A 14,697-nucleotide genomic window follows, 5' to 3' on the forward strand; every position below is an offset into this window, starting at 1 on the left:
ATGGGCGTCCGCACCCCCGCAGGGTGGCGCACGCCCATCTGGAACGGCACGCATGCCCATCTCGACGGTTGCTGGGGCCCATCTCGACGGCTCAGGAGTTGAAGGTCTGCTGCGTCTTCTCGAGTCCCTCGAGCACGAGCGACTCGACGGCGTCGGCCGCGCGGGCGACCTCGAAGGCGAGGTCCTTGCGCTCGGTCGCCGAGAAGTCGGAGAGCACGAAGTCGGAGACGTCCTGGCGGCCGGTGGGGCGGCCGATGCCGACCCGGACCCGGTGGAAGTCACCGGTGCCGAACGAGGAGCGCAGCGAGCGCAGCCCGTTGTGCCCGTTGTCGCCGCCGCCGAGCTTGACCCGGAGCGTCCCGAACGGGATGTCGAGCTCGTCGTGGATCGCCACGACGTGGGCGGGCTCGACCTTGTAGAAGGTGGCGAGCGCCTTGACCGGTCCGCCCGACTCGTTCATGTAGCAGCGCGGACGCGCCAGCACGACCCGCGGGCCGGGGAGGCCGGGCGACCCCAGCCGTCCCTCGACCACGTCGGCCCGCCCCGACTTGTGCGACCGGAAGCCCTCCCCCATGCGGGAGGCGAGCTCGGTGGTGACGAGGTAGCCGACGTTGTGCCGGTGGCCGGCGTACGCCGGGCCGGGGTTGCCCAGCCCGGCGACCAGCCACACGGGAGTGGTCACTCCTCCGAGGAACCCTCGGCGTCGCCGTCGGCCTCGCCCTCGGCAGCAGCCTCGGCCTCGGCGTCCTCGTCGGACTCCTCGCGCTCGATGCCGGCGTCGGCCTCGGCCTCCTCCAGCTCGGCCTCGAGGGCCTCCTCGGAGATCTGCTGGGTGACGTTGACGATCAGCAGCTCGGCGTCGGAGAGCAGCGTCGTGCCGGAGGGCAGCGCGAGGTCCGAGGCGTGCAGCATGGTGCCGATCGCGGCGCCCTCGACCGAGATCTCGAAGTACTCGGGGATGTGGGTGGCCTCGGCCTCGACCGAGACGACCGAGTTCTCGGTGACGACCAGGGTCTCCGGGGCGGCGTCGCCGACCACGTGGATCGGGACGTCGACGGTGACCTTCTCGCCCTTCTTCACGAGCACGAAGTCGACGTGCTCGATGTGGCGGGTGATCGGGTCGATCTGGATCTGCTTGGTCAGGCCGAGCTGGGTCTTGCCGTCGATGTCGAGCTCGAGCAGCGCGTTGGCGCCGCCGTGCTTGAGCGCCAGCATCGTGTCGTGGCCGGGCAGCGTCAGGTGCACCGGCTGGTCGCCGTGGGTGTAGAGCACGGCGGGGATCTTGTCGTCGCGGCGGATGCGGCGGGCGGCACCCTTGCCGAACTCGGTGCGCTGCTGGGCGGTGATCTTCTCGGCGGCCATGTCGGTCCTGCTCCTCGTCCTCGTGTGGTCCTGGGCCCGGCGAGGACGCCGCGCGACAGCGCGGCTCGGAGGCCGGCCCTGTCGATCACGGACCCGCGGAGCGGGGTCCCTCGCCGAGGCAACCGTCCGATCCTAGGCGAGAGGGCGGCGTGGCCGCCAATCGGTGCGTGCTGCCCCCGGGACCGCCCTGCACCCACCTCGCGCGCACGCGCGTGCCGTGTCTAGGGTCACGTGCATGTCGCTCACCCTCGCCGAGGCCCGGACCCGGGCCGACCTGCTCTCGGACGTGTCCTACGAGCTGCACCTCGACCTCACCGACCGGGAGACCTTCGGCTGCCGGGTGACGGTCCGGTTCGCCTGCGCACAGCCGGGAGCGACCACCTTCCTCGAGATCTCCGACGCGACCCAGGTGCTGCTCGACGGGCTCCCCGCGACGACGTACGACGGGCGGCGGCTGGTGCTGGAGGACCTCGGCGCGACCAACGAGGTGACGGTGGAGGCCCGCGTCCCCTACGTCACCGATGGCGACGGCATGCACACCTTCACCGACCCGGCCGACGGGGAGACCTACGTGTCGGCGTACGTCGGCATGGACATCTGCCAGAAGGTCTTCCCCTGCTTCGACCAGAACGACCTGAAGGCGCCCGTCTCCCTGACGGTCACCGCGCCCGAGGGCTGGTCGGTGCTGGCCAACGGGCGGACGGTCCGGCAGGACGGCCGCGACTGGGAGTTCGCCGCGACGCCGCCGATCCCGCTGCCGATGTTCGTCGTCTGCGCCGGCCCGTGGCACTCCCGCACGTGGGAGCACGCCGGGCTGCCCTTCGGCTGGCACGCGCGTGCCTCGCTCGCCGCCCAGCTCGACCGCGACTTCGACGAGCTGCGCCGGGTGACCGAGCAGTGCTTCGACCACTACGGCTCGATCTTCACCGAGCCGTACGCCTTCGACTCCTACGACCAGGCCTTCGTGCCGGGTCAGAACTGGGGTGCGCTCGAGACCCCCGGCTGCGTCACCTACCGCGACGAGATCCTCCCGGTGGACGAGCCGACCGCCGGGGAGCGTCGGCGCCGGGCGACGGTGATCGCCCACGAGATGGCCCACATGTGGTTCGGCGACCTGGTGACCATGACGTGGTGGGAGGACACCTGGCTGCAGGAGTCCTTCGCCGACTACATGGGCTTCCGGGTGGCCGACGAGGCCGCCGGCTTCAGCGGCAACTTCGTCGACTTCGCCGCCGGCCGCAAGATCAACGCCTACGTCGCCGACGAGCGCCGCTCCACGCACCCGATCGCGCCCCTCGCCGAGGAGGTGCCGGACGTGGACGCGGCCGCCACCAACTTCGACTCGATCTCCTACGCCAAGGGGAACTCGGCGCTGCAGCAGCTCGTGACCTGGCTGGGCGACGAGGACTTCCTGGCCGGCGTCAACGCCTACTTCACCCGGCACCGCTTCGGCAACGCCACACTGGCCGACTTCGTCGCAGCCCTCGACGGGGCGAGCGACCGCGACGTCCGGGGCTGGGTCGAGGCCTGGCTGCGGACGACCGGCTTCGACACGGTCCGGGTCACGCGCGACAGCGAGGGCCTCACGCTGACCCGCGAGGGCGAGCGGCCCCACCGGCTCGCCGTGACGTCGTACGACGACACGCTGGCCGCCACCGGGACGGCACTCGTGGACCTGGGCGACCAGCCGGTGCGGCTCCCGGACGTCCCCGTCCTGGTGCCCAACACCGGGGGCGAGACCTTCGCCCGGCTGCGGCTGGACCAGCAGTCGTGGGACGCGCTGGCCGCCGACCTCGCCTCGGTCCCAGACGACGGCACGCGCGCCGTCGTCTGGGGCACGGCCATCGACCTGGTGCGCTGCGGCGAGCTCCCGGCCGAGGAGTTCCTCGGGCTGGTGACCCGGCACCTGCCCCGCGAGCGCCGGGTCGGGATCGTCGAGTCGGTGCTCGACTGGACGCTGCGCGTCCTCGTGGTGCGCCACCTCGGACCGGAGGACGTCGTCGACGCCACGGCCCGGATCGCGGCGGCCTGCGAGACCGGCCTGGCCTCCGAGCCGGAGCACCAGGTGGCGGTCGCCCTCACCCGCGGCCTGGCCCGCACCTCCCCCGACGCGGTGCTGCTGCAGCGCTGGCTGCTCGACCGGCGCACCCACACCGGGATCGACGTCGACGCGAGGCTGCGCTGGGACACGATCCACCGGCTGGCCGCCCTCGGCGAGCTCTCGGCCACGGAGATCACCGACGAGCGGCTCGGCGACGGCACGATCGTCGGTGTCCTGGAGGCCGCCCGCGCCCTCGCGGCGCTGCCGACCGCGGAGGCCAAGGCCGTGACCTGGGAGCGGCTCACCGCCGAGCCGGTGCTGTCCAACCGCGAGTTCGAGGCGACGGCCGCCGGCTTCTGGGACGCCGAGCAGACGGCCCTGCTCCACCCGTACGTCGAGCGCTACCTCACCGAGCTCGCCGGGCTGGCGCAGACCCGCGGCCAGGCCTTCTCGTCCCTGGTGTCACGGGCCTTCCCCGCCGTACCACTCACCGAGGATCACGTCGCCGCGCTCGAGCGGGCGCTCGAGGGCGACCTCCCGACCGTGCTCCGTCGGGGGTGGGAGGACACGCTCGACGACCTGCACCGCGCGCGTCGCTGAGCGATCCCTGCATTTCCCATGAGATGTGGTCATCTGCTCGCTTCTCATGGGCGAGCGGCCGTGGCATGTGGACACACACCCACGTCTCATGGGAGATGCAACGCCGCGAGCTGCCGCCTGATGAGCCCGGTCAGGCGTGGCCGTCGAACATGGAGGTGACCGAGCCGTCCTCGAAGACCTCGCGGATGGCGCGCGAGACGAGCGGGGCGATCGACAGGCAGGTGAGCTTGTCGAAGTGCCGGTCGTCGGGCAGCGGCAGGGTGTTGGTGACGATGATCTCGGTCGCGGAGCAGTTCTTGAGGCGGTCGACCGCGGGGCCCGAGAGCAGCGCGTGGGTGGCGGCGATGATGACGCCGGCAGCGCCGTCGTCCATCAGGGCCTCGGCGGCCTTCACGATGGTGCCGCCGGTGTCGATCATGTCGTCGACCAGGACGCACATCCGGCCCTCGACCTGGCCGACCACCCGGTTGGCCACCGTCTCGTTGGGGCGGTCGGTGCGGCGGGTCTTGTGGATGAAGGCCAGCGGGGCGCCGCCGAGGCGGGCCGACCAGCGCTCGGCGACCTTGATCCGGCCGGCGTCGGGCGAGACCACCGCGAGCGGCTGGTCGCCGTACTTCTCGTTGACGTAGTCGGCCAGGATCGGCAGCGCCATCAGGTGGTCGACGGGACCGTCGAAGAAGCCCTGGATCTGGTCGGCGTGGAGGTCGACCGTGATCAACCGGTCGGCGCCGGCGGTCTTGAAGAGGTCGGCGACCAGGCGGGCCGAGATCGGCTCGCGGCCGCGGTGCTTCTTGTCCTGCCGGGCGTAGCCGTAGAACGGCAGCACCACGGTGATCCGCTTGGCCGAGGCCCGCTTGAGGGCGTCGACCATGATCAGGTGCTCCATGATCCACTCGTTGATCGGAGTGGTGTGGCTCTGGATGACGAACGCGTCGCACCCGCGCACCGACTCCTCGTAGCGCACGTAGATCTCGGAGTTGGCGAACTCGTACGCCTGGGTCGGGACCAGCCCGCTCCCGAGGAGCGTCGCCACCTCCTCGGCCAGCTCGGGGTGAGCCCGACCGCTGAAGACCATCAGGTTCTTCTCGGTGGTGCGCTTCATTCCGGTCACGTCAGGTAGCTCCTGGATCGCCAGACAGGTGCAGTCAGGATTGTGGACCACCGGGGGGTGGCTGCCCAACCCCGGGGTCCGTCTGCGGTTCACCGTCCGTTGGCCGGGCGGTCGCCGACCTGCGGGCGACGTGGCCCTCGAGGTTGCGCTGCGGCCCGGCCGACACCGCCAGCGCGCCGGGCGGGACGTCCTGGCGGACCACGGTCCCGCCACCGGTCATCGCACCGTCACCGATCGAGACCGGCGCGACGAAGGTGTTGTTGGACCCGGTCTTGGCGCCGTCGCCGACGGTCGTGCGGTGCTTGGTCGTGCCGTCGTAGTTGGCGAAGATCGTCCCCGCACCGATGTTGCTGCCGCGTCCGATCTCGGCGTCGCCGACGTAGGACAGGTGGGGCACCTTGGAGCCCTCGCCGATCTCGGCGTTCTTGGTCTCCACGAAGGCACCGATCTTTCCCCCGGCTCCGAGCCGGGTGCCCGGCCGCAGGTAGGAGAAGGGGCCGACCGTCGCCCGCTCGCCGAGCACCGCGAGCTCGCCGTGGGTCCGTACGACGCGGGCGCCGACGCCGACCTCGCAGTCCTTGAGCGTGGTGTCCGGCCCGATCACCGCGTCCTCGGCCACCATCGTGGCGCCCAGCAGCTGGGTGCCCGGGAGGATCGTCACGTCGGGGGCGAGCACCACGTCGGCGTCGATCCAGGTCGTGGCGGGGTCCATGACGGTGACACCGTCCCTCATCCAGCGGGTGACCACGCGCCGGTTGAGCTCGCGCCCGAGCTCGGCGAGCTGCGCCCGGTCGTTGGCGCCCTCGGTCTGGGCGACGTCGTCGATGGGGTAGGCGCCGACGGTGAGGCCGTCGTCCTGCGCCAGCTGGACGGCGTCGGTCAGGTAGTACTCACCCTTGGCGTTGTCGTTGCCGATCCGCGGCAGCGCCGAGACGAGGAAGTGGGTGTCGAAGGCGAGGATGCCGCTGTTGATCTCGCTGATCTCCCGCTGCTCGGGCGAGGCGTCCTTCTCCTCGACGATCGCCTCCACGTCACCCTCGGCGTTGCGGACGATCCGCCCGTAGCCGAACGGGTCGGGCACCACGCCGCTCAGGATGCTCACCGCGCGCTGGGCCGCCTCGTGCTCGGCCACGAAGGCTCGCAGGCTCTCGCCCGTCAGCAGCGGGGTGTCCCCGGCCGCGACGACCACCGTTCCGGTGACCTCGCCTACCTGCTCCTGCAGGGCATCCATGGCGACGCGCACCGCGTGGCCGGTGCCGTCCTGGGTTTCCTGGACCGCCAGCACGACCTCGGGCAGCAGGGCCTGGATGTGGGGGCCGACCTGCTCGCGCTGGTGGCCCACCACCGCGACGACCCGTCGCGGCTCCATCGCCTTCACCGCGACGAGGACGTGGCCGATCATGCTCCGGCCGCCGACCTCGTGCAGCACCTTCATGGTCTTGGACTTCATGCGCGTGCCGCCGCCTGCGGCCAGCACGATCACGGTCAGGTCGTCCATGCTCCCCCTGCCTCGGGTGGGTCCGGGTCGCTCGTGGGCGCTTCCCGTGGGCTCGTTCCGCTCCCCGGGTAGGAGTCGAACCTACGTCGCTGGTCCTGATTCAAAGTCAGGCGGGCCCTACCGACAGACCAACCGGGGACAGGTGCCCCAGCCTAGGGCCCGCACGGTCCGGCGCGGCACCACGGTGGTCGCCGTCCTGCCCCGACGATGGCGTTCGGCTCGCCGGGCATTTCCCATGAGATGTGGGGCGGCGTTCACTTCTCATGCTCGGGCTGCCGTGAGCAGTGAGCACACCGCAACAGAACATGGGAAATGCGCAGCCCCTCGTGGCGGGGTCCGACCTCCGACGCCCGCGCGACGACCTCGACTAGCCTCGGGGCGTGGACCTGCCCGTGATGCCGCCCGTGCAGCCGATGCTGGCCAAGTCGGTCAAGGGCGTGCCGAGAGGTGCGGGGCACAGCTTCGAGCCGAAGTGGGACGGCTTCCGGTGCCTGGTCTTCCGGGACGGCGACGAGGTCGAGCTGACCAGCCGCAACACCAAGCCGCTCACCCGCTACTTCCCCGAGGTCGTCGACGCGGTCCGCGAGCAGCTGCCCGAGCGGTGCGTGCTCGACGGGGAGCTCTTCGTCTCCGTCGGCAGCCGGCTGGAGTTCGAGGTGCTGCAGGAGCGGATCCACCCGGCCGACTCGCGCGTGCGCAGGCTCGCCGAGGAGACGCCGGCCGGGTACGTCGCCTTCGACCTGCTCGCCCTCGGCGACGAGTCCTTCCTCGACCACCCGTTCTCCGAACGTCGGTCGGCGCTCGAGCAGGCGCTCTCCGGCCTCACCGGCCCGCTCCACCTGACCCGCACCACCACCGACCCCGACGAGGCCGAGCAGTGGTTCGAGCAGTTCGAGGGGGCCGGGCTCGACGGCGTGGTCGCCAAGCCGCTCGACGCGGCGTACCAGCCCAATGCCCGCACCATGCTCAAGATCAAGCACGAGCGCACCGCCGACGTGGTGCTCGCCGGGATGCGCGAGCACAAGACGTCCACCCCGGAGGCGCCCCTGCTCGGCAGCCTCCTGCTCGGGCTGTACGACGACTCCGGCGAGCTGCAGCACATCGGCGTCTCGGCCAGCTTCACCGCCGCCCGCCGCGCGGAGCTGTGGCAGGAGCTGCTGCCGCTGGCCTGCGACATCGCCGACCACCCGTGGGGTCGGTGGAACGAGTTCCTGACCGCCAACCCGGACCGCGTCCCCGGCACCCAGAGCCGCTGGAGCCAGGGCAAGGACCTCTCGTTCACCCCGCTGCGTCCGGAGCGGGTGCTCGAGGTGAAGTACGACCACATGGAGGGGCGCCGGTTCCGTCACACGGCCCACTTCAAACGGTGGCGGACCGACCGCGACCCCGCGTCCTGCGGATACTCACAGCTGGAGGAGCCGGTGGGCTACGACCTGAGTAGAATTTTCTCGGGAGGTGCGTCATGACCTACGACGTGGTGCTGCTCGTCGAGCAGGCGCTGACCGAGGCGGATGCCCTGCAGGTGCTGTCGCTGCACGAGGGCATCGACGAGGAGAAGGTCGTCTACCACGTCCTGCTGCCCCTCGAGGACGCCGCGGCGCGGATCGAGTCGGCGATGGGGTCGCTCGCGGCCGGCGAGGTCATCTCCTCCCCGGCGATGGTGATGAGCGACGTCGACATCGAAGCCGTGCGCCGCGACTGCCAGGAGCGCTCCGACCGCGACCTGGCCGAGACCGTCCACGCCCTCGAGAAGGCCGGCGCCACCGTCCGCGGCAAGGTCGTGAGCGAGCCGCCGATCGACGCACTGGCGCGCAGCGTGACCGAGGTCGACGGTCGCGAGGCGATCATCCTGACCCGTCCCCACGTGGTGGCGGAGTTCTTCCACGTCGACTGGACCTCCCGTGCCCGGCGCCGGATCGGGGTCCCGGTCCTCCACCTGCTCGAGCACGAGAACTTCGACGAGCAGGCCGGTGGCGGCGAGGGCGTCAGCGGGTTCTGAGCCACCTTGTTACCGACCCGGTGACCCGGCGTGGGTGTCCGGGGGACCGCGACCACCTAGCGTTGTCCCTGTCAGCTCTCCGTCGCTGACGTGGTGGCCCGATCCGGGGGGTGAGGGTCACGGAGCCCGGAGGTTCGCGCTGGGGGGTGCGGGTCTCCGACCAAGGGTTCGAGGGTCCGTCCGGCACCGCCCGGGCGGACCCTCTCCACGTCCGGCCCGCCGGCCGGCGGCGGACCATACTCCACCGGCCGCGTCCTCGTGATCCTGTTACCGAGTTGTGGGTCACCGTTGGGTGTCGCTTGGACGGTCGGTGCGTAGCGTTGTCCCTGTCAGTACTTCCGTCGCTGACAACCTTCGTGGCCAAGCTGGGGGGCAGACGCCACGAGACCTGGTGGGTCAGGATCCGGGGGGTTCCGGACTCACCGACCGGAGTCTTGCAACGGGGGGTTGCGAGAAGCCGATTCCGACGGCACCGGCCCACGGATGCCGTCCCTCGGGAGGGTGCCCGCCTGGTTCGCCAGGCGGGCCTTCCTCGTTCCGGGGCCGTTCCGCTCAGGTGCCCTCGACGCGGTTGCCCTGCTCGTCCCAGTGGGCGGCGACCTTCTTAGACGGCTGCACCCGCGGCGGCTCACCCGGCATCTTCGGGTAGTCCGGCGGGAAGTTCAGCTCCACCTCGCCCTGGTCGCGCCACAGGTCCAGCAGTGGCTCGAGGTCGTGCGCCACGTCGTCGATGCCGCCCCAGGGGTCGCCGTCGGCGACCCGGTCGGGGACCGAGAAGAGCGTGAAGCCGGCCGGGTCGGAGAGCTCGGCCAGCTCCGACCACGTCACCGGCGTCGACACGGGTGCCCCCGGGATGGGTCGCAGGGAGTACGCCGACGCGATCGTGCGGTCGCGGCAGTTCTGGTTGAAGTCGACGAAGATCCGCTCCCCCCGCTCCTCCTTCCACCAGGCGGTCGTCACCTGTCCGTCGCGGCGCTCCAGCTCGCGGCCGAAGCCGATCGCGGCGTGCCGGACGTCGGTGAACTCCCAGTCCGGCCGGATCCGGACGAAGACGTGGACGCCCCGGTTGCCGCTGGTCTTGGCGAAGCCGGTGATGCCGAGCTCCTCGAGCAGCTCACGGGCCACGCCCGCGACCCGGGCAGCGTCGCCGAAGGTCGTGCCCGGCTGCGGGTCGAGGTCGATGCGCAGCTCGTCGGGACGGTCGACGTCGGCGCGGCGTACGGGCCAGGGGTGGAAGGTCAGCGTCCCCATGTGGGCGCACCAGACCGGGACCGCGATCTCGGTCGGGCAGATCTCCTCCGCCGTCCGGCCGGAGGGGAAGGTGATCCCGACCGACTCGAGGTAGTCGGGAGCGCCCTTCGGCACCCGCTTCTGGTAGAACGCGTCGGCGTCGCGGTCCTGCGGCCCGGTGGCCAGCTTCATGCCGGGCCGGACCCCCGAGGTCCAGCGCTCCAGCGCGGTCGGCCGGTCGCGCAGCGCCCGCATCAACCCGTCGTCGACGGAGGCGAAGTACTCGGCCACCATCAGCTTGGTGACCGCGGGCGTCCGCTCGGTCGCCTCGTAGATCACGCGATCGGGTGAGGAGACCCTGACCTCGCGCTCCCCCGCGACGACGGTCGCGGCCGCAGTCTTCGCCATGCGTCGACCCTAGCGGCGCACGACGCAGGAGTGCGGCGCTCCGCTAGAGCAGCGAGTTGGGCTGGAACGTCGGCCGCCGGTCCTCGTCCTCGCGACCGGGGCGGACGAACTCGAAGCCGGCGGTGGTCACCAGCTGCCAGTCCTCCCGGGCCGCCTGCAGGTCGAGGGCGCACTCGAGGTGCAGCGGCGGCGCGTGGAAGGCGTTGCGCCCGGCCTCCCGTGCCGTGCCGACGAACGCGATCGGGCGGCCCAGCGGGCGGCCGCAGCTGCCGCAGACCCGCGAGAGCGCGCACTGGGTGACCCGGGCGCCGACCAGGTCGTCGAGCGAGGCGCCCCAGGCGAAGGGCCGGGTGGCGATCATGCCCGGGCCTCCGAGTGCCCTCGCGACCACGAGCCGAGCTCGGTACGCCGGGTGGGTCGCTCGTCGTCGGTCCTGCGGCCCCGGTCGACCGCGGGTGTCGGCGGCCCGGGCTGGTCGCTGCTGGTCCAACCGTTGGGGACCGACAGCTTCATGATCGTGCGCAGCGCCTGGCCGTACTGCCGGTGCAGTGGCCCGGTCGTGTAGGGGAGGTCGTACTTCTCGCACAGGGCCCGCACCTTGACCGCGATCTCCGGGTAGCGGTTGCTCGGGAGGTCGGGGAAGAGGTGGTGCTCGATCTGGAAGCCGAGGCTGCCCGAGGCGATGTGGAGCGCCGGGCCGCCCTCGAAGTTGGCCGAGCCGAGCATCTGCCGGAGGTACCACTCGGCGCGGGTCTCGTCCTCGAGCTCCTCCTCGGTGAAGTGCAGCGCACCGTCCGGGAAGTGGCCGCAGAAGATGATCACGTAGGACCAGACGTTGCGGGTGAGGTTCGCGGCCGCGTTGGCGGCCAGCGTCGTACGCCACCGGGGACCGCTCAGCGCGGGGTAGACGACGTAGTCCTTGAGCACCTGGTTGCGACCCTTGCGCCAGATCTGCTTGAGCTGGCGCTTCATCTCCTTCGGGTCCTTCCTGCCCTTCCGGATCGCCTCGATGTCGAGGTCGTGCAGCGCCACGCCCCACTGGAACAGCCCGGCGAGCAACGCGTTGTAGACCGGCTGCCCGAGGTTGGCGGGGTGCCACTTCTGCTCGCGCGCCATCCGGAGGATGCCGTAACCGATGTCGTTGTCGTGGCCGAGCACGTTGGTGAACTGGTGGTGCACGTAGTTGTGGCTGTGCTTCCACTGCTCGGCCGGCTGCGCGGTGTCCCACTCCCAGGTGGAGGAGTGGATCTCGGGGTCGTTCATCCAGTCCCACTGGCCGTGCATGACGTTGTGGCCGATCTCCATGTTCTCGAGGATCTTGGCCGCCCCGAGCAGGGCGCCGCCGGCGATCGCACCGGGGATCCGGGTCCGCCTCGAGTGGGGCGTCGCGGCCAGCACCACCCGGCCCGCGGTCGCGAGGCCGCGCTGGACCTTGATCAGCCGGTTGATGTACGCCGCGTCGGCGGCGCAGCGAGAGTCCTCGACCTCGGCCCGGATCGCGTCGAGCTCGCGGCCGAGCTGATCCACCTCCTCGGTCGTGAGGTGGGCGTACTCCTTGACGTCGGCGATGGCCATGTCTCTCCTCGTGGTCGATCAGGTGGTCGTGGCGGTCAGATGTCGAGCGTGCAGTCGCCGACGGCGGCGGTGATGCAGGTCTGCACCTGCTCGTTGGGCTGGGCGTACTCGTCGCCGCTGCGCAGGTCGCGGACCCGCCCCTCGACGAGCGTGAGCGTGCAGGTGTGGCAGATCCCCATCCGGCAGCCGTACGGCATGCCGACCCCGGCCTGCTCCCCGGCCTCGAGCACCGTGGTGGCGCCGTCGACCTCGACGGACTTCCCGGAGGTGCGGAAGGTGATGGTGCCGCCCTCCCCGCCCTCGCCGCCGAGCTCGAGGGAGAACCGCTCGAGGTGCAGCTGCTCGGCCAGCCCCGCCTCCTCGTAGTGGCCGGTGATCGCGTCGAGCATCGGTCCGGGCCCGCACGCCCAGGTGTCACGGTCGCGCCAGTCGGGGCAGATGGTGTCGAGGTCGGCCAGGTCGAGCATGCCGTCGGTGTCGGTGTGGAGCCGGTGGATCGTGAGCCCCTCGTGGCGCTCCTCGAGCGTCGCCAGCTCCTCGCGGAAGATCATCCGGTCGGGGGTCGGCGAGGAGTAGTGGAGGACGACGTCGGGCATCGTCCGGCGCCGGTCGAGGGTGCGCAGCATCGCCATCACCGGGGTGATCCCGCTGCCGCCGACCAGGAACAACATCTTCCGCGGGGGCGGGTCCGGCAGCACGAAGTCGCCCTCCGGCAGCGCCAGCCGCACGACCGTGCCGGGTTCCAGGCCGTTGACCAGGTGGGCCGAGAGCAGTCCCTCGGGCATCGCCCGGACGGTGATCGCGATGGTGCGGCCCGAGCGCTTCGGGGGCGAGCTGACCGAGTAGGAGCGCCACTGGAACCTGCCGTCGACCTGGATCCCGATGCCGACGTACTGCCCGGGGCGGTGGTCGTAGCGCCACCCCCAGCCGGGCCGCAGCACGAGCGTGGCGGCGTCGTCGGTCTCCGGCACCACCTTCTCGACGCGGCCCCGCAGCTCCCGCGAGGTCCACAGCGGGTTGAGCAGCCGGAGGTAGTCGTCGGGGTCCAGCGGCGTGGTGAGTGTCCATCCCGCGCGACGGACGCGGGACCAGGGGACGGTGGGGCTGGCCATGGGTCTTGAGTGAACACGTGTCCACTCAAAGTGTCAACCGGCGGGACGGTAGATTTGGGCCATGGCCTACGACGTGGAGAAGACCGACGAGCAGTGGCGCGAGGAGCTCTCGCCCGAGGAGTACGCCGTGCTCCGCAAGGCCGGCACCGAGCGCGCGTTCACCGGCGAGTACACCGACACCGAGACCACCGGCGTCTACCGATGCAAGGCCTGCCAGGCCAAGCTCTTCGAGTCCGGCACCAAGTTCCACTCCGGGTGCGGCTGGCCGAGCTTCTACCAGCCGATCACCGACACGGTCGAGTACCTCGAGGACACCTCCCACGGCATGAAGCGGGTCGAGGTCCGGTGCGCCAGCTGCGGGTCGCACCTCGGGCACGTCTTCCCCGACGGCTACGGCACCCCCACCGGCGACCGCTTCTGCATCAACTCGATCAGCCTGACGCTCGAGCCCGCCGAGAAGTAGTCAGTCCGCCGCGACGTCCACCAGCGCCGGGGTGACCACCACGACGCCCTCGCCGTACGCCGTGTCGGCCCAGTCCTGCAGCGACCCGTCGTCGTAGACGACGTCCACGGCCACGTGGTCCCCGGCGACGTAGGACGCCAGCACCCCCGGCAGCTCCTCCCCCGCCTCGCGGGCGATGCGGGCCAGGCGCGGCGAGCCGTCGCTGTCGGTCCCCGACGTCGCCGGCGGGTCGACGGGCTCGGCCGACGGTGCGTCGTAGAGGGCTGCCGGGATCGCGGTGAGGACCGTGAGGGCGGTCCCGTCCCACGTGCCCGTGAGCACGTACTGCCCCCAGCGCACCGGCCCGGCCTGCTCGTAGGCGTCGGCACCGCCGGGGGACACCGTGCCTCCCGGCCGGTCGAGGCCCGCCTGGCGCTGGTCCCAGTGCCAGTCCAGCAGCGGCGGCCCGCTGCACTGCGGCGGCCACGACTCCGCCACCGCTCCGAGGCACACCTCGGGGCGGGCCTCCTGGAGCACCGTGACCACCCCACGGGTGGCCACCTCCCCCGGAGCCTCCGGTACCTGCGAAGGCGGTGCGGGGCGGTCGCGCCCCACGGGGTCGGCGGCCGTGGTCCCGGGGTCGGTGCCGCACCCTGCGAGCAGCAGGGCCGCGGCGGCGACGAGCAGGGCGATCGTTCTCATGGGGATGGGACGGGCGAGGCGTGGCCCGGGTTCCGGACACGACCTCCGCGACCCGCCGGCATCGAAACCACCGCGCGACGCTCCGGCCGACCCTAGGGTGCGCGCATGCGCACTCGTCTCGTCTCGGCCCTCCTCGTCGCCGCCCTCTCGCTCCCGCTCGGCGCCGCCCACGGCGCCACGGTCTCGGTCACCGACCCCGCAGGCGACGGCAGTGCGGGCGAGCGCCTCGACGTCCTCGACGTCACGCTCCGCAACCGCGACCGGGCGGTGGTCGTCACGACGACCTTCGTCGCGGTCGGGAAGGGCTCGGTGGCGGTCGGCCTCGACGCACGTCGGCCCCCGGGCCAGGTCGTCCTGGTCGCTCGTCGGCGCCCCGGACCCGACCGGGCCTTCCTCGTCACCGAGGACGGACGCCGCCGGTGCGCCGGCCTCCTGGCCACCTGGGACACCGAGGCGGAGACGCTGCGGCTCCGGATGCCCTCTCGCTGCTTCCGTGGCGGCGCCTACCGCGCCCTGCGGATGCGCGCCATCACCGAGGAGCTCAGCGCCGGTGACATCGACCTGGTGCGACGCTTCCGCTGGAGCGACTGGGTCCGGCGGGGTTGAGCTGCTCCACC

The 14,697-nt window shown here is 71.7% G+C and carries 14 protein-coding genes and 1 tRNA gene; 5 read left to right on the top strand and 10 right to left on the bottom strand.

Translation table 11 applies throughout. From position 1 onward, the window contains the following. Nucleotides 1-91: 91 nt before the first annotated feature. Together pth and EXE57_RS07770 are read right to left on the bottom strand one after the other, a co-directional pair. The gene (gene pth / locus EXE57_RS07765) at nt 92-682 is read right to left on the bottom strand and encodes an aminoacyl-tRNA hydrolase (protein ID WP_135075978.1); all 591 of its coding nucleotides are present in this window, start codon (nt 680-682) and stop codon (nt 92-94) included. Then, the gene (locus EXE57_RS07770) at nt 679-1,362 is read right to left on the bottom strand and encodes a 50S ribosomal protein L25/general stress protein Ctc (protein WP_135075981.1); all 684 of its coding nucleotides are present in this window, start codon (nt 1,360-1,362) and stop codon (nt 679-681) included. The genes pth and EXE57_RS07770 overlap by 4 nt, the downstream gene beginning before the upstream one ends. A 235-nt stretch (nt 1,363-1,597) precedes the next feature. On the opposite strand from EXE57_RS07770, the gene pepN reads away from it, so the two are divergent. Then, the gene (gene pepN, locus EXE57_RS07775) at nt 1,598-4,003 is read left to right on the top strand and encodes an aminopeptidase N (RefSeq protein ID WP_135075984.1); all 2,406 of its coding nucleotides are present in this window, start codon (nt 1,598-1,600) and stop codon (nt 4,001-4,003) included. A 130-nt stretch (nt 4,004-4,133) separates the two neighbouring features. On the opposite strand, the gene EXE57_RS07780 is transcribed toward pepN, so the two are convergent. The 3 genes from EXE57_RS07780 to EXE57_RS07790 form a co-directional block, all read right to left on the bottom strand. Further along, on the bottom strand, nt 4,134-5,105 hold the full coding sequence (locus tag EXE57_RS07780) for a ribose-phosphate diphosphokinase (protein WP_135075987.1): 972 nt from the start codon (nt 5,103-5,105) through the stop codon (nt 4,134-4,136). Nucleotides 5,106-5,148: 43 nt separating this feature from the next. Then, complete coding sequence (gene glmU / locus EXE57_RS07785) at nt 5,149-6,612, bottom strand: bifunctional UDP-N-acetylglucosamine diphosphorylase/glucosamine-1-phosphate N-acetyltransferase GlmU (RefSeq protein ID WP_135075990.1); 1,464 nt, start codon at nt 6,610-6,612, stop codon at nt 5,149-5,151. Nucleotides 6,613-6,672: 60 nt separating this feature from the next. After that, a tRNA-Gln gene (locus EXE57_RS07790) sits at nt 6,673-6,751 on the bottom strand. A 241-nt stretch (nt 6,752-6,992) separates the two neighbouring features. On the opposite strand from EXE57_RS07790, the gene EXE57_RS07795 reads away from it, so the two are divergent. Beyond that, nucleotides 6,993-8,078, top strand: a complete 1,086-nt coding sequence (locus EXE57_RS07795) for an ATP-dependent DNA ligase (RefSeq protein WP_135075992.1) — start codon at nt 6,993-6,995, stop codon at nt 8,076-8,078. After that, the gene (locus tag EXE57_RS07800; protein WP_135075995.1) at nt 8,075-8,611 is read left to right on the top strand and encodes a hypothetical protein; all 537 of its coding nucleotides are present in this window, start codon (nt 8,075-8,077) and stop codon (nt 8,609-8,611) included. The genes EXE57_RS07795 and EXE57_RS07800 overlap by 4 nt, the downstream gene beginning before the upstream one ends. A gap of 552 nt (nt 8,612-9,163) precedes the next feature. Here EXE57_RS07800 and EXE57_RS07805 read toward each other — a convergent pair. From EXE57_RS07805 to EXE57_RS07820, 4 genes are read right to left on the bottom strand one after another with little or no spacing between them, the layout of a single operon-like run. Next, nucleotides 9,164-10,249 carry a DNA polymerase domain-containing protein gene (locus EXE57_RS07805; protein WP_135075997.1) on the bottom strand — a complete coding sequence of 362 codons (1,086 nt, stop codon included), beginning with the start codon at nt 10,247-10,249 and terminating at the stop codon, nt 9,164-9,166. Nucleotides 10,250-10,292: 43 nt separating this feature from the next. After that, nucleotides 10,293-10,610, bottom strand: coding sequence for a hypothetical protein (locus EXE57_RS07810; protein WP_135076000.1), 318 nt, complete (start codon nt 10,608-10,610; stop codon nt 10,293-10,295). Next, a complete protein-coding gene (locus EXE57_RS07815; protein ID WP_135076003.1) occupies nt 10,607-11,824 on the bottom strand; it encodes a fatty acid desaturase family protein in 1,218 nt (405 codons plus the stop codon). Before EXE57_RS07815 ends, EXE57_RS07810 begins: the two co-directional genes overlap by 4 nt. Before the next feature lie 35 nt (nt 11,825-11,859). Further along, on the bottom strand, nt 11,860-12,936 hold the full coding sequence (locus tag EXE57_RS07820; protein WP_135076006.1) for a ferredoxin reductase: 1,077 nt from the start codon (nt 12,934-12,936) through the stop codon (nt 11,860-11,862). A 61-nt stretch (nt 12,937-12,997) separates the two neighbouring features. Between EXE57_RS07820 and msrB the strand changes: the two genes are divergently transcribed. After that, nucleotides 12,998-13,399, top strand: a complete 402-nt coding sequence (gene msrB / locus EXE57_RS07825) for a peptide-methionine (R)-S-oxide reductase MsrB (RefSeq protein WP_135076009.1) — start codon at nt 12,998-13,000, stop codon at nt 13,397-13,399. On the opposite strand, the gene EXE57_RS07830 is transcribed toward msrB, so the two are convergent. Then, nucleotides 13,400-14,080 carry a hypothetical protein gene (locus EXE57_RS07830; protein ID WP_135076012.1) on the bottom strand — a complete coding sequence of 227 codons (681 nt, stop codon included), beginning with the start codon at nt 14,078-14,080 and terminating at the stop codon, nt 13,400-13,402. Nucleotides 14,081-14,185: 105 nt separating this feature from the next. Here EXE57_RS07830 and EXE57_RS07835 point away from each other — a divergent pair, with 105 nt between their 5' ends. Continuing rightward, entirely contained in the window at nt 14,186-14,686 is a 501-nt protein-coding gene (locus EXE57_RS07835; protein ID WP_135076015.1) for a hypothetical protein, read from the top strand. The last annotated feature ends 11 nt before the right edge of the window (nt 14,687-14,697 follow it).

The organism is Nocardioides euryhalodurans, assembly GCF_004564375.1.
In the GTDB taxonomy this organism is placed as follows: domain Bacteria; phylum Actinomycetota; class Actinomycetes; order Propionibacteriales; family Nocardioidaceae; genus Nocardioides; species Nocardioides euryhalodurans.

Excerpts from the sequence above, each read along its gene's own strand:
- EXE57_RS07770 (WP_135075981.1), bottom strand. The coding sequence starts at position 1,362 with ATGGCCGCCGAGAAGATCACCGCCCAGCAGCGCACCGAGTTCGGCAAG.
- pepN (WP_135075984.1), top strand. The coding sequence starts at position 1,598 with ATGTCGCTCACCCTCGCCGAGGCCCGGACCCGGGCCGACCTGCTCTCG.
- EXE57_RS07780 (WP_135075987.1), bottom strand. The coding sequence starts at position 5,105 with ATGAAGCGCACCACCGAGAAGAACCTGATGGTCTTCAGCGGTCGGGCT.
- glmU (WP_135075990.1), bottom strand. The coding sequence starts at position 6,612 with ATGGACGACCTGACCGTGATCGTGCTGGCCGCAGGCGGCGGCACGCGC.
- EXE57_RS07800 (WP_135075995.1), top strand. The coding sequence starts at position 8,075 with ATGACCTACGACGTGGTGCTGCTCGTCGAGCAGGCGCTGACCGAGGCG.
- EXE57_RS07805 (WP_135075997.1), bottom strand. The coding sequence starts at position 10,249 with ATGGCGAAGACTGCGGCCGCGACCGTCGTCGCGGGGGAGCGCGAGGTC.
- EXE57_RS07810 (WP_135076000.1), bottom strand. The coding sequence starts at position 10,610 with ATGATCGCCACCCGGCCCTTCGCCTGGGGCGCCTCGCTCGACGACCTG.
- EXE57_RS07815 (WP_135076003.1), bottom strand. The coding sequence starts at position 11,824 with ATGGCCATCGCCGACGTCAAGGAGTACGCCCACCTCACGACCGAGGAG.
- EXE57_RS07820 (WP_135076006.1), bottom strand. The coding sequence starts at position 12,936 with ATGGCCAGCCCCACCGTCCCCTGGTCCCGCGTCCGTCGCGCGGGATGG.
- msrB (WP_135076009.1), top strand. The coding sequence starts at position 12,998 with ATGGCCTACGACGTGGAGAAGACCGACGAGCAGTGGCGCGAGGAGCTC.
- EXE57_RS07830 (WP_135076012.1), bottom strand. The coding sequence starts at position 14,080 with ATGAGAACGATCGCCCTGCTCGTCGCCGCCGCGGCCCTGCTGCTCGCA.
- EXE57_RS07835 (WP_135076015.1), top strand. The coding sequence starts at position 14,186 with ATGCGCACTCGTCTCGTCTCGGCCCTCCTCGTCGCCGCCCTCTCGCTC.